This window comes from Frankia sp. AiPa1, from assembly GCF_023243075.1.
Classification (GTDB): domain Bacteria; phylum Actinomycetota; class Actinomycetes; order Frankiales; family Frankiaceae; genus Frankia.
Map to the genome: position 1 here is coordinate 38,339 of NZ_JALKFZ020000167.1, position 13,381 is coordinate 51,719.

10 protein-coding genes are annotated in these 13,381 nt (G+C 72.7%); 5 read left to right on the plus strand and 5 right to left on the minus strand.

Annotated elements, in window-relative coordinates:
- The first annotated feature begins 235 nt into the window (after positions 1 to 235).
- Positions 236 to 1,078: a dimethylargininase gene (gene ddaH / locus MXD95_RS19850; RefSeq protein WP_374122082.1), complete on the plus strand. Its 843-nt coding sequence runs from the start codon at positions 236 to 238 to the stop codon at positions 1,076 to 1,078.
- Positions 1,079 to 1,234: 156 nt separating this feature from the next.
- On the opposite strand, the gene MXD95_RS19855 is transcribed toward ddaH, so the two are convergent.
- Positions 1,235 to 2,434 (minus strand): aminotransferase-like domain-containing protein, encoded by a 1,200-nt coding sequence (locus MXD95_RS19855; RefSeq protein WP_250642169.1) that lies wholly within the window; start codon positions 2,432 to 2,434, stop codon positions 1,235 to 1,237.
- A gap of 219 nt (positions 2,435 to 2,653) precedes the next feature.
- Between MXD95_RS19855 and mftR the strand changes: the two genes are divergently transcribed.
- The 4 genes from mftR (at position 2,654) to MXD95_RS19875 (ending at position 8,486) form a co-directional block, all read left to right on the plus strand.
- Positions 2,654 to 3,313 (plus strand): mycofactocin system transcriptional regulator MftR, encoded by a 660-nt coding sequence (gene mftR, locus MXD95_RS19860; protein WP_250642170.1) that lies wholly within the window; start codon positions 2,654 to 2,656, stop codon positions 3,311 to 3,313.
- A 195-nt stretch (positions 3,314 to 3,508) separates the two neighbouring features.
- On the plus strand, positions 3,509 to 4,201 hold the full coding sequence (locus MXD95_RS19865; RefSeq protein ID WP_250642171.1) for a hypothetical protein: 693 nt from the start codon (positions 3,509 to 3,511) through the stop codon (positions 4,199 to 4,201).
- 274 nt (positions 4,202 to 4,475) lie between these two features.
- Complete coding sequence (locus tag MXD95_RS19870) at positions 4,476 to 5,471, plus strand: undecaprenyl-diphosphate phosphatase (RefSeq protein ID WP_250642182.1); 996 nt, start codon at positions 4,476 to 4,478, stop codon at positions 5,469 to 5,471.
- Positions 5,472 to 5,636: 165 nt separating this feature from the next.
- Complete coding sequence (locus tag MXD95_RS19875; protein WP_480024038.1) at positions 5,637 to 8,486, plus strand: cation-translocating P-type ATPase; 2,850 nt, start codon at positions 5,637 to 5,639, stop codon at positions 8,484 to 8,486.
- A gap of 28 nt (positions 8,487 to 8,514) precedes the next feature.
- Here the strand turns inward: MXD95_RS19875 and MXD95_RS19880 are convergent, their stop codons facing one another.
- The 4 genes from MXD95_RS19880 to MXD95_RS19895 form a co-directional block, all read right to left on the minus strand.
- A complete protein-coding gene (locus MXD95_RS19880; RefSeq protein WP_250642173.1) occupies positions 8,515 to 10,941 on the minus strand; it encodes a cytochrome c oxidase assembly protein in 2,427 nt (808 codons plus the stop codon).
- Positions 10,942 to 10,943: 2 nt separating this feature from the next.
- Positions 10,944 to 11,642 (minus strand): copper resistance CopC family protein, encoded by a 699-nt coding sequence (locus MXD95_RS19885; RefSeq protein WP_250642174.1) that lies wholly within the window; start codon positions 11,640 to 11,642, stop codon positions 10,944 to 10,946.
- Positions 11,643 to 11,762: 120 nt separating this feature from the next.
- A complete protein-coding gene (locus MXD95_RS19890; RefSeq protein ID WP_250642175.1) occupies positions 11,763 to 12,641 on the minus strand; it encodes an aminoglycoside phosphotransferase/kinase family protein in 879 nt (292 codons plus the stop codon).
- Between the two features lies 1 nt (position 12,642).
- Complete coding sequence (locus MXD95_RS19895; protein WP_250642176.1) at positions 12,643 to 13,143, minus strand: glycine-rich domain-containing protein; 501 nt, start codon at positions 13,141 to 13,143, stop codon at positions 12,643 to 12,645.
- Positions 13,144 to 13,381: the final 238 nt, after the last annotated feature.

Genomic DNA, 13,381 nt, shown 5'->3' on the forward strand with positions numbered 1-13,381 from the left:
GTAAGGGAAGTCGGTCCGGAAGGTCAGGCCGCCGCAGCCGGCTCCGGCGGCGTCCAGGCGATTGGGCGTCAGGGCGTCAGGGCGTCAAGGCGGGAAGGCGTCAAGGCGGGAAGGCGGGAAGGCGGGAAGGCTGCGACGGTGCGCCATCAGGCATGCGGATGTTGGCGCTGCGCGGCAGGACGGTAACGTTGCGCGTCAAGGAGTTTCGCGAACCACCTCTGGCCCAGGGGGTTGGATGACGCCAGAGCCGCCTTTGGTCCGCCGAGCGCGCCCACGCCGGTACCTGATGTGTCGACCGACCTGGTTCGACGTGCGGTACGCCATCAATCCGTGGATGGACCCGCGCCAGCCGGTCGATGTCGTGCGGGCGTGCGCGCAGTGGGAAGCGCTGCGGGCCCTGTACCTGGATCTCGGCCACACCGTCGAGCTCATCGATCCCCTGCCCGGGTTGCCGGACATGGTCTTCGCGGCCAACGGCGGGCTTGTCGTCGACGGGCGTGCCCTGGGGGTGCGGTTCCGCCATCCGCAGCGGCGCGGTGAGGAGGCGCCCTACCTGCGGCGCCTGGCGACCCTCGCCGTGCGGGGGGTGCACCGGCCGAACTTCGTCAACGAGGGTGAGGGCGATCTGCTGCCGGTCGGCTCGACCATTCTCGCCGGAACGGGATTTCGTTCCGAGCCCGCGGCACACGCGGAGGCGTCCCGCGTCCTGGGCTGCCCGGTGCGCACTCTCACCCTGGTCGACCCGCGCTTCTACCACCTGGACACGGCGCTGTGCGTCCTCGACGACGATCTGATCGCGTATCTGCCGGAGGCCTTCGACGCGCCCAGCCGCGCCCTGCTGGAGTCCCTGTTTCCCAGCGCGATCACGGTCGTGCAGCGGGAGGCCGCGGCCTTCGCTCTCAACGCGGTCAGCGACGGTCGCCATGTGATCATGCCCGCCGGGGCCGAGGGCTTTGCGGCCGCGCTGCGCGAGCGAGGGTTCGCACCCATCGAGATCGAGTTCGACGAGCTGCGGCGCGGCGGAGGCGGGATCAAGTGTGCGACCCTGGAGATTCGTAGGCCCGGCCGGATGGACTGATGCCGCCCGTCCGCCCGTCCGCCCGTCCGCCCGTCCGCCCGTCCGCCCGTCCGCCCGTCCGCCTGCGAGCCCCGCGTCCGCGTGCTCGGCATCGCTACCGCTGGCCGACGGATCTTCCGTCGGGGCGCCAGAGGCGTCCAGCCCGGCTGCGAGACGCTATCCGCGGGCGCCGCGCAGCACGTCGCCGAGCCGGCCCAGTCCTTCGCGCACCCGTCCAGGCGCGTGGGTGGTGAACGACAGCCGCAGCGTGCGCGGATCCGCGACGCCGGCGAAGAATGCCGCTCCCGGCACATAGGCGACGCCCCGGGCCAGCGCGGCGGGGAGCAGCGCGGTGGCGTCACTTCCCGCGGGCAGGCGCGCCCAGACGAACATGCCGCCCTCGGGCCGGTTCCAGCGGCTGCCGGCGGGCAGCGCGGCCGGCAGGGCGGCGAGCAGCGCGTCGCGCCGTTCGCGGTAGGCGGCGCACATGAGCGCGATCCGTGCGTCGGGGTCCGCCGCGGCGAGGTACCAGGCGGCCGCCGCCTGGTCGACGGTGGAGGTGTGCAGATCGGTGGCCTGCTTGGCGATGACGCAGGCGCGCCGCAACTCGGCGGGGGCGCGCAGCCAGCCCAGCCGCATGCCCGGCGCCATCGTCTTGGACAGGCTGCCGAGCAGTACCGTCCGGTCGGCGGCACCGGGAAGGGTGGCGATCCACGGCTGCGGTTCACCGTCGAGGCGAAGCTCCCCGTAGGGATCGTCCTCGATGATCCAGAGCCCTCGCCGGGCGGCGATGTCGGCGACGGCTTGGCGCCGGGAGGCGGGCATTGTGTGTCCGGTGGGATTCTGGAAGGTCGGCACGAGGTAGAGCAGGCGGGGCCGGTGGCGGGCGACGATCTCGTCGAGCCGGTCGGGTAGCACGCCGTCCTCGTCGGTCGGGACGGCCAGCACCCGGGCGCCGGCGAGGTCGAAGGCCTGCAACGCCGCCAGATAGGTTGGTTCCTCCACGACGACGACGTCCCCGGGATCGAGCAGGGCGGCGGTGAGCAGGGCGAGGGCCTGCTGGGAGCCGGAGGTGACCACCAGGTCCTCCGGGTCGGTCGCGAGCCCCCGTCGCTCCAGGCGGGCGGCGAGGGCGGTCCGCAGGTTCGGGTCACCCTCGCTGGTGGAGTACTGCAGGGCGGCGCGGGGGTGCTCGGCGAGCACCCGGTCGTAGGCGCGGCGCAGCCCTTCGGCGTCGAACAGTTCGGCGGCAGGCAGACCGCCGGCGAACGAGATCAGCTCCGGGTCGGCGGTCAGGGCGAGCAGGTCACGCACGGGCGAGGTGCGCAGCCGGCTGGCCCGGGTGGCGAGCGAGACGGGTGCGGCGACGGCTGTCATGGCGACCTGGCTTTCCGAACGGGCCGACCGCCTCGCATCCGGGCGGACAACCCGAATCCCGGCGACCCTACGTTTCATATAGTGGGATTGATCTCTCATATTTGAGCTGGTCCGATCGTAACGGACTGTTGCGGGCCGGGGCACTCCCGGCGGCCTGGGTGACCATCGCGGACCGTGGCGGGTGCGAGGCGGTGACGCGGTGCCGTGGGATGATCGCGGGTGAACGCGGCGCGCCGGCCGCGGGCAGGGAAGGGGTGGTGGGCGGTGGTCGCCTCGGTGGTGCCCCGCGACGGGGAGACCCGGCGTGCCGGGCGGCGGCCCGCGACGAACGCGGATGAGCTTGAGCGCCTCGCGCTGCATCTGTTCACCGAACGCGGGTTCGACGAGACGACGGTGGAGGACATCGCCCGAGAGGCAGGCATCGGCCGACGGACGTTCTTCCGGTACTTCGCGTCCAAGAACGACCTGGCCTGGGGAAACTTCGACGCGCACCTGGTGGTCATGCGCACGGCACTGGTGGAGTCGGCGCCCGACCGGCCCACTCTGGACGTGCTGCGCCAGGCGATCCTGGACTTCAACACCTATCCGCCGGCCGAGGCCGTCTGGCTGCGCCGGCGCATGACGTTGATCCTGGGTACCCCCACGCTGCAGGCGCACTCGACGTTGCGTTTCGCCAGCTGGCGCGATGTCGTCGCGGAGTTCGTCGGCCGGCGGGCCGGTCAGCCGCCGGGCTCCCTGGTCCCGCAGGCGGTCGCTGCCGCGCACCTCGGCGTCGCGGTGACCGCCTACGAGCAGTGGCTGCGAGATGACGCCGGCGACCTGGTAGCGATCCTCGACGATGCCCTTCGGTTCTTGGGCAGCGGATTCCTGGGGCTCTGACCCGTCCCGCGCGGAGCTGGCTGGATACGGAGCTGGCTGGATACGGAGCTGGATGCGCGGAGCCGGACGTGGGTGGGGCGCCTGGCGTGCGGTGGCACACCCACCGGGTTGCTGTCAGGCTGTGTGCGCATCGATGCGATCGGTGACGTCGGCGGCTGCTGGCGGGGATCGTGGACGGTCGGGAGGAACGGCTCCATGGCAGGCACAAGCTCGCACAACGGCGTCGGCCCAGGTGATCTCGTCCTGCGCGCAGATCCGGCATCGGCCGCGCTGACCAGCCCGCTGTTCGTGTCGCCGGCGCACGATGACAGGGCGGCCCGGCCCCGGCCCCGGCCGAGGGCGACGGGCGCGACTGCGGCGGGCAACGGCGACGTGGCCACGACCGGATCCGAGCCGCCGGCCACGTCCAGGATGTCACGCACGGCAGGGCATCGTGGTACCACCGTGCGGCTGCCATTCCTGACCGTCCATCTCGAACTCACCGCGCCGTCGGCACCCGCGCCGTCCCGGTTGCGGATCGGGCCGGTGGGTGTGCCGACGCCGGGACGTGTGGCCCGCTACCTGGGACTGGGCGTGCTGGTCGGTGTCGAGCTGGTCGAATGGCCGGTCGCGCTGGCCGTGGCGGCCGCGAGTCGCATCGTCGACCGTGCCTGGGGCACGGCCAGGACGGCGTCGGGCAGCGGCCACGCGACCAGCGTCGGAACCACCGGAACCACCAGCGCCAGAACCACCAGCGCCAGCGCCGGAGCCATCAATGCCAGAACCACCAGCGCCGGAGGCAGAGCCGGCGTCGGTGTGGCCACGGCCCACACGAGCACGCGCGGGGACCGCCCGGCCGGCGCTGGCACCGGCCGGGCCAGCCGGCGAGCCGCGCCGCGGGCGCGATAGGTAGGGGGACCGCCGCTGCCATCGCCGCTGTCGCGCCCAAGGTCCCACTGCCGCGACCGGAAGTCCCTGTCACCGAACTCGCGCCGCCGGCCGTCACGGTGATGGTCGGCCGCTCCGAGGGCCGGGATGTTCGAGCGTTAGCGTGGCACCTGTGTGGGCATGGGGTGCGGGCAGTGGATGGAGCGGCGGCCGGGAGGCCACCCGTGGCGTGGCGGGTGGCCGGGCCCAGCATGTGATCCCAGCACGTGACCTGTGCGCGCGTCGGACGGTCGTGGTGAACTACCCGCAGGCGGCGGTGCTCGGCCTGGTGCAGGGACTTACCGAGTTCCTGCCGGTCTCCTCCAGCGCGCATCTGCGGATCGTCGCCGCGATGGCGGGCTGGGACGATCCTGGCGCGGCCTTCTCGGCTGTCACCCAGATCGGCACGGAGGCGACCGTCCTGCTCTACTTCCGGCGCGACATCGCCCGGATCGCGCGGGCCTGGGGGCGATCGGTCCGAGAGCGGAGGATCCGAGCCGACCCGGACGCGCGGATCGGCTGGCTGGTGCTGGTCGGTACCGTCCCGATCGGCGTGTGCGGCCTGACGCTCAAGGACGCGATCGAGGGGCCGTTCCGAGATCTTCGCCTGACCGCGGCGAGCCTCGTTGGATTCGGGCTCGTGCTCGGCGCCGCCGACCGGTCCGCCGGGGGTGGGCGCGGGAGCAGCCTTGCCGCGTCCCCGGCCCGGCGCCGGCGGACCTTGACCGACCTCACGGTACGGGACGGAGTTCTCTACGGATTCGCCCAGACGGCGGCGCTGATTCCCGGTGTGTCCCGGTCTGGCGCCACGATCAGCGGCGGCCTGCTGCTCGGCTACACCCGTCTGGCGGCGGCCCGCTACTCGTTCCTGCTCGCCCTGCCGGCGGTGCTCGCCTCGGGGCTGTTAGAGCTGCGTCACCTTGCCCAGCGAGATGTCCCTGTGGTTCGAGATGTCACCGGGGTGCCTGGCGATGGCACGGGGGCGCCGGACGGCACGGCTGAGGATGGCGACGCCGACCACGGTTGCGGTGTGGAGCCGAGTTCCGGTGCGCGGCTGCCCTGGGGGCCGACCCTGCTGGCCACCGGCGTCGCGTTCGCCACCGGCTATGCGTCCATCGCCTGGTTCCTGCCCTACGTCTCGACCCGCAGCTTCGCGCCGTTTGTCGCCTACCGTGTGGGCCTCGGTGCGCTGGTACTCCTCTCGCTGGCCGCGGGTGCGCTCGAGACAGAGGCGGGCGCGCTGCGCGGCTGAGCGATCGGCGGGCGAACCCGGGTTCCAGCGGGTCGACTACGGTGGGTTCGCGGCCCGTGCGGCGCGCGGTCCGGCGCGGTGGGTGGGATCTCCGGGGGGAATCCGCCAGGCGTGGACGAGGTGTGCGACGGGCTGGAGGACACGATGGATCGGTCACAGGCCGAGATGGACGCACCGGAGTCGCAGGCGCGGCAGCCGGGTGTGCCCGAGGTAAGCGCGCCCGGGGCTAGCGTGCCGGTGACAACTGCGGCTGAGACAACTGCGGCTGATGAGACGAACGCGGCTGAGACGAACGCGGCTGAGGTGAACGTGCCCAGCCCGGGTGGACCGGAACGAGAGCCTGATCCGCTCACGGCCGGACTGACGGCGGCCGAGGTTGCCGAGCGGATCGCCGATGGCCGGGTCAACGACCTGCCGGTGCGATCGAGCCGCACCGTCGCCGAGATCGTCCGGGCTAACGTCCTGACTCGGATCAACGCCCTCATCGGCGTTCTGTTCGTCCTGGTGATGATCGTCGGGCCGATCCAGGACGGCCTTTTCGGCGGTGTGATCATTGCGAACACGTTGGTCGGGATGTTCCAGGAGTTGCGTGCCAAGCGCACCCTGGACCAGCTGGCGCTGATCGGACAGGCGCGCCCGGTCGTGCGCCGCGACGGGATCGGCGCACCGCTGCCCGCCGCCGAGATCGTCCTCGACGACGTCATCGAGCTCGGCTTGGGCGACCGGATTCCGGTCGATGGCGAGATCGTGGCCGCTGACCGGCTCGAGGTCGACGAATCGCTGCTCACCGGCGAGGCGGATCCGGTGCACAAGCAGCCCGGCGACACGGTGATGTCGGGGAGCTTCGTCGTCGCCGGCGCCGGGGCGTTCCGCGCCACCCGGGTCGGCCGCCAGGCGTATGCTGCCCAGCTCGCCGAGGAGGCGAGCCGGTTCACCCTGGTGCGCTCGGAGCTGCGCAGCGGCATCAGCAAGATCCTCCGGGTGGTCACCTGGATGATCATCCCGGCCGGGATCGCCCTCGTCATCAGCCAGCTTCGCGTCAACCAGCACGATGTGCCCGAGGCCATCCGCCGCATGGTCGCCGGACTTGTGCCGATGGTGCCCGAGGGCCTGGTCCTGCTCACCTCGGTGGCATTCGCCGTCGGGGTGGTCCGGCTGGGGCGCCGCCAGTGCCTGGTGCAGGAACTGCCGGCGATCGAGGGGCTGGCCCGCGTCGACGTCGTCTGCCTGGACAAGACCGGCACCCTCACCGAAGCGGCGATGGACGTCACCGAGGTGCGGCTCGTCGGCGACGCCGCGACCTGCGCCGATGACCGGGCCTCCACGGGCCGGGCCTCCGCGGGCCGGGCCTCCGCGGGCGAGGCGTCCGGGGGCGAGACACCCTCGCGCGAGCAGGGTGACCCGGATTCCTCGGGGTGGTCCGACCCGCTGGCCCGGGTGCGCGCGGCGCTGGGCGCGCTCGGGGCCGCGGACGGGCGGCCCAATCCCAGCATGCAGGCGATCATCGACGCCTGCCCGGCACCCGAAGGGTGGACCGCGCACGCTGACGCGCCGTTCTCCTCGGCCCGCAAGTGGAGCGGGGCAACCCTCGCCGACGACACCGGCGGCGTCGCCACCTGGCTGCTCGGCGCCCCCGATGTGCTGCTGGCGGACGGGCACCCGGTGCTCGCCGAGGCCGACGCGTTCGGCGCCCAGGGGCTGCGGGTCCTGCTGCTCGGGTGCACCACGACGTCGCTCGACCAGGCACTGGCGGATCCGGCCGCCGTGACGGGCGCGTTCACCCCCGCGGCGCTGGTCGTGCTCGCCCAGCGGCTGCGCGCCGACGCCGACGACACCCTGCGGTACTTCGCCGAGCAGAACGTCGCCGCAAAGGTGATCTCCGGGGACAGCGCGCTGTCCGTCGGCGCGGTCGCCCGGGGACTGGGCCTGCCCGGCGCCGAGGACCCGGTGGATGCGCGCACCCTGCCGACCGACCGGGACACCCTGGCCACGCTCATGGAAACCCACTCGGTGTTCGGCCGGGTCACCCCGCAGCAGAAGCGGGAGATGGTCGCCGCGCTGCAGTCCCGCGGGCACACGGTGGCGATGACCGGCGACGGGGTCAACGACGTCCTGGCCCTCAAGGACGCCGACATCGGCGTCGCGATGGGCTCGGGCAGCCAGGCCGCCCGTGGCGTCGCGCAGATCGTGCTGCTGGACAACAGTTTCGCGACCCTGCCGTCGGTGGTCGCCGAGGGCCGCCGTGTCATCGGTAACATCGAACGGGTCGCGAACCTGTTCCTGACCAAGACCGTCTACTCGGTGCTGCTGGCCGTTCTCGTGGTCGTCACCGGCGTGCCCTACCCGTTCCTGCCGCGCCATCTGACCCTGCTGGGGTCGCTGACGATCGGCATTCCGGCGTTCTTCCTGGCGCTCGCGCCCAACACCGAGCGGGCCCGTCCGGACTTCGTCGGCCGCGTCCTGCGCTTCGCGGTGCCCGCGGGCCTGATCGCCGGCGCGGCCACGATGGCCTCCTATCTGCTGGCCCGCTCGATCTACGACGACCTGGACGCCGAGACGTCGATGGCGACGCTGACCCTGTTCGTCCTCGCGCTGTGGGCGCTGGCGATCGTGGCCCGTCCCTACACCTGGTGGCGGATCGCGCTGGTGCTCACCATGGCGGGCGCTTTCGTGCTGGTGCTGGTCATTCCGTTCGGGCAGGACTTCTTCCAGCTCTCCCTGGTCGGCACCACCGGGCCGCTGTGCGGGCTGGGCATCGCGGCGGGCGGGTGTGTGCTGCTCGAGATCGCCTGGCTGGTGATCCGCGGACGTGATGCCGATGCGGATCGGCGTGCCAGGCTCACCGCCGCGGCCGCTCGCCCCGCGCAACGCAGCAACGTGCGCACCCTGCCCGCCAGCAGGGTCCCATCGGCGGCGTCGCCCGCGGTGGCGCCCTCCCCGTCGGTGGCGCCCTCCCCGCCCTCCCCGCCCGCGGCGTCCCCACCGGCAGCAGCCTCGCCACCCTCGGGGGGCTGACCTGCCGGTCGTCCGGCGCGTCTGGCCGTTACCGGCCGGGGGGATCCCGGTCGTCGGCGGCCTCGCGGGGCCGGGGCGCCCGCACCACGGGCACCGGTGTCGGCCGGCCAGTGGGGGGCGGCTGGCCGCCGCCGGGGCGGGCGGAGAGCCGGGCCAGGTAGGCGTTGTAGGCGTCGAGTTCGGCGTCGACGTCTCCGGCGGCGGCGATGCGCCGCTCGCGGGCGCGGTTGCCCCGGTCGTCCGCGCGGGCCCACTGGGCGGCCAGCACCAGCAGCACGGTGAAGGTGGGGATCTCGCCGAACGACCAGGCGATACCGCCGGCGGTGTGCTGGTCGGACAGCGGGCTCTGTCCCCACGGCCGGACCAGCCGCTCGTACCAGTCGCCGCCCAGCAGCGAGTTCGAGCCCATGATCGTTAGCCCGAGGAAGGTGTGGAACGGCACGACGGCGATCAGCATGAGGATCCGCGCGGGATGGGGCAGCCGCCGCGGCATCGGATCGATCCCGATGATCAGTTCGAAGAACAGCAGCCCGACCACCAGGAAGTGCACGTTCATGTAGAGGTGGCCGAGGTGGTTGTGCATCAGAGTGGTCAGCAGCGACGTCAGGTACAGCACGTACAGGCCGCCGACGAAGTTGATGGTGACCACCACCGGATGCGTGAGGAACCGCACCGGCCAGGAGTGCAGCCCCGCCACCAGCCACTCCCGCGGCCCGCCGCGGTGCGGTGCGCGGGCCGGGCGCATCGCGCGCAGCGCCAGCGTCACCGGTGCGCCGAGCACCAGCGGGATCGGCGCCGCCATGTTCAGCAGCATGTGCTGGGTCATGTGCACGCTGAGCAGCACCGGCCCGTACCGGCCAAGGCCGCTGCAGGTGGCGACGAGGACGACGAACAGGCCGACGAACCAGGCCACCGTGCGCCCCACCGGCCAGCGGTCACCGCGGGCGCGCAGTCGACGCACCCCGGCCAGGTACACCCCGGCGCCGAACACGCAGCCGGCGAGGAAGACCCAGTCGATGTGCCAGTCGAGGGCGAGCCGCGCCGCCGTGACCCGCGGCGGCATCGGGTAGCCGAGCAGCACCCGGGTCGGGTCGTCCGGGAGGTAGGCGTCATCGACCGGGGGAGCGGTGCGGGCCAGGCCCACCGCCAGCCCGAGCGTCGCGACGAGCACCGTGAGCTCCACGCTCGCCAGGCGCACGAACGTCCCGAGCGGCGAGACCGCGGACGCGTCGGAGGGGGACGGCGCGGCGGCCAGGTGGTCGATGACCCGGCGCCGCAGCAGGCCACCGAGGGCCACCGCGGCGACAAGGCCGACGGCCTTGAGCAGGACGAGCACGCCGTAGCGGGTGTTCCACAGCGGTGCGACTCCGCCGAGGCGCAGCGCAGCGCTGCCGATACCGCTCACGGCGGTCGCCGCGGCGGCGCCCGCGGCGAAGCGGCCGTACCGGCGCAGCGCGGGTCCGAACGTTGCGGCTGGTAGCCGTACCGCGCCGAGCAGGCCGAGCAGCCCGCCCACCCACAGCGAGGCGGCGATCACGTGGACCGCCAGCGCCACGATCGCCACCGCATGCTGCCCGGAGCTTGAGGCATGACCGGCGAGGACCGGGGGCAGCAGTGCCGCGCCGGCCAGGATCAGCAACGCGCCGGCGGCGGTGGTCGTCGTCACCGTCCGGCCGACGATCGCGACGAGCAGCGCGAGCACGGCCACGACCAGCAGCGACCTGCCCTGAGAGGTCGACGTGACGAAGGAACGCAGCGCCTTGCGGTCCAGGACGTCGCCGGCCGGGCGGGCCGACACATCCGACAGGGTGAACACCAGCTCGGCCAGGGTGGCGAGCAGCCAGACCACCGCGGCATCGGCCGCGCGGCGCCCGCGGCTACGCGCTGTCGCGGTCAGCAGCCTCCGCGCCGCCGCCCGGGAGATCCCGGCACCCGCGCTCTCGGACTGGCTCGTCCCGTCTGCGCTGCTCGTCCCGTCTGTGCCGTTGGTACGGCCTGCGCCGTTCGTCCCGCCCGTGCCGTTCGTACGGCCAGTGCCGTCCCTACCGGCGGTGCCTCCTGTCGCGGCGGGGCCTCCGGGCGCGGAGCGGGCGGCCGGCAGCAGGACGGCGGCGGTCAGCAACCAGCCGAGAGTCGCCACGGCCGCGATCCGGCCGACCAGCTGGGAGACGGGCAGCGCCCAGTGCGTGCCCGTTCCCGAGGACGGCAGCCCGGGCAGTCGCAACGTTCCCGGACCCGTCCCGATCACCAGGGCAAGAACGCCGAGGCCAGCGCCCGCGGCCACCACCAGGGCCCACCTGACCGCGGGCGGGACCCGGGTGGACGGGGCCGCCGGGGAGACCGCGATGGGCGGGGCGGTGGGAGAGGTGGGGGCGGGGGAGTCCGGGGTCGGCGGGGTCGGGGACGAGTCGCCGCCGGCGGCGTGCGGGGTGCCCGGCGAGGAGGGGAGATCCATGATCAGTGCGCTCCCGGGCGGCGTCGTCGGACAAGGTATGCGGCACCACCGGCCAGCGTGGCGGCAAGGACCACGGCACCCGCCACGGTCCAGGCCGTGCCGTTCCCGCCCGCGCTGTCGGTCGAGGTGCCGCCGGCGGCGGAGCCGGTGGGGGAGGACGACACGGAGGCGATAGGACCTGCCCCGGTGCGAACCGGCGAGGTCGTGGCCGGCGCGGCACTGTGAGCCGTTGCCGTGGCGTCAGGTGTGGCGGAGGCGGCCGGTGCGGGGGTCAGCGCGGCGGCCTGTGCGACCGTGAAGTCGAAGGTACCGCCAACGGGATGGCCGTCCGCCGACACCGCCTGGTAGGCGACGGTGTACCGGCCGTTACCCAGCGCCGACAACGCCTGGTGCACGGAGGTGCCCTGCACCTGTGGGTCACCGCGAGTGTGGGCTGTCCCGTCCGGGCTGGTCACGGCGACGCGGGTGTAGCGGGACGACACCGCCTCGTTGAAGGTCAGGACGACCTCGCCGGGCGCCTGCGCCAGGATCGCCCCGGCGGCCGGGGACGTCAGCTCGAGCCGCGAATGGGCGGAGGCGGGCACGGCCAGCGCCGCCACCAGCGCCGTCAGGACGGCGGCGAGGCCCGCGACCGTGTGCCCGATCGGCCGGAACCGGCCCTGGCGGCGGCCGGCGGCCGGGAACTGCACCTGTCGTCGCACCCCGCAGATTCTACGCCCGGTAGAAAGTCCGTTCTGGTCGTTGCTGGGCGGGACGGACGCGGTGGCAGCAGCGTGGCTGAGATCGTGAGCCTCGGCGCAGTGGTCGACGTCGCGCCGATCTCAGTCTGATCTGCCGACGTGCCACGCCGCGTAGTTGCGGGCGGCGCGGACCCACGGGCCGCCCGCGCCTTCCACGGCCTCCCGATAGGTCCACAGGCCGGCGACGAGCGCGGCGAACGCGGTCAGTGCGGCGCTGTCGGTCGGCCAGCCTGGCCGGGCGGCTGCCCATTCTTCGGCGTCGTGCGGGGTGTGCCCGGCGTCGATGAGTCGGATGACCAGGAAGGCCGGGTCAACCCAGCCGGCCGCGGCACCGGGAAAGCCCCAGTCGATCACGTGGACCTCGCCGCCGGCACCGACGATGAACTGGTCGGCGTGCAGATCGGTGTGGACGAGCCGGTCGCCCTGCACGGCCTGGGGTGCGAGCGAGGCCCACTGGTCCATCTGGTCGACGTCGAAGCCGGTGACGGCATGCGGGGCGACGTCAGGGAGCCGGCGCCACCAGTCCCGGACACTCCACCGATCGTGCAGACCGCGTATCCCTGGTGCGGGTAGGGCGCTGATCCGGTCCAGGGTCTGCCCGACAATCGCGAGGTCGGCCGAGCCGGGGGAGAGATCCGCGGGCCGGCCGGGCAGGTACTGGAAGCCGACGACGAGCCATGGGTCGCTGTCCACTTCGACGTCCTCGGCGAAGATCACTGCTGGGGCGATGCCAGGGGCGAGTGTCCCAGCCGTGATCTCGTTACGCAGCCAGCGCATGCGCCGGCTGATTCCGCGGACCGCTTTCACGAACACCGCGCCGTCACGGGTGTGGAAGACGGCAGCGAGGTCGTTGTTCTGACCGCCCGGCACCGCCGATACCGAGTCCACCGTGCCCAGGTGACGCCCGGCCGCCTGACGCACCACAGCGGGAAGCGAGCCCCAGCCGTCAACCATGGTCATCTCATCCTCGCGACGGGATCCGGGTTCCCTCGTTCTCGTTGCCATCCTTGCCGGACGCGGAGCAGTTTCCCTCGTCCGCGCACTCGTCGTGTCGGCCCTCGACGGTCGGGGGCCACAGGTCAGCATCGACGATGTATCCGGCGGCGGTGATCGCGGCCAGGGTACGGGTGCGTGCAGCGGTGGCGTCGAGCGCCTTGCCGGTCGGGTCGGTGGGGACGTGGTGGATGTATCGGCCGGCGATCTGGTGGCAGAAGTCGGTGTAGTCGCGGGTGTAGAGCAGGAACGTGTGCCAGCCGATATCGACGAGGCGGCTCGGAACCAGCCGGGTGTCCGGATCTGCGGCACTGGCGGCGAGGAAGGCCAGCGTCTGGTCCATGATCCTGACCGCGAGGTCGCGGTCATCTGCAGCCTCGGGGGCGATTCGGTCGGTCAGCCGGTCGAACAGGTCGGCTCGTATCAGGAACCGACTCGTCTTCACAGGGGCTTCTGCCAGAACGGTCATGGTGTGCTCCTCACGGTGCCCATTCGTGCCCTCCAGACGCTTCGGTCCGGCACGGTGGTGGTCGGCCTGAGTCGGAGAGTAAGAGCCTCCCGCGAGCATGACCAGAAAGATTCTCGAAGTTTCTCCAAACGGTCAGCGGGATGGTCCGGCCGCGAAACTAGTGCCTTGTCAGGCCACGTTCGCCCGCTTGACGATGTCCCGCAGCTTCTGATCTTCGACGTGCTGGTTCCGCCAGTCG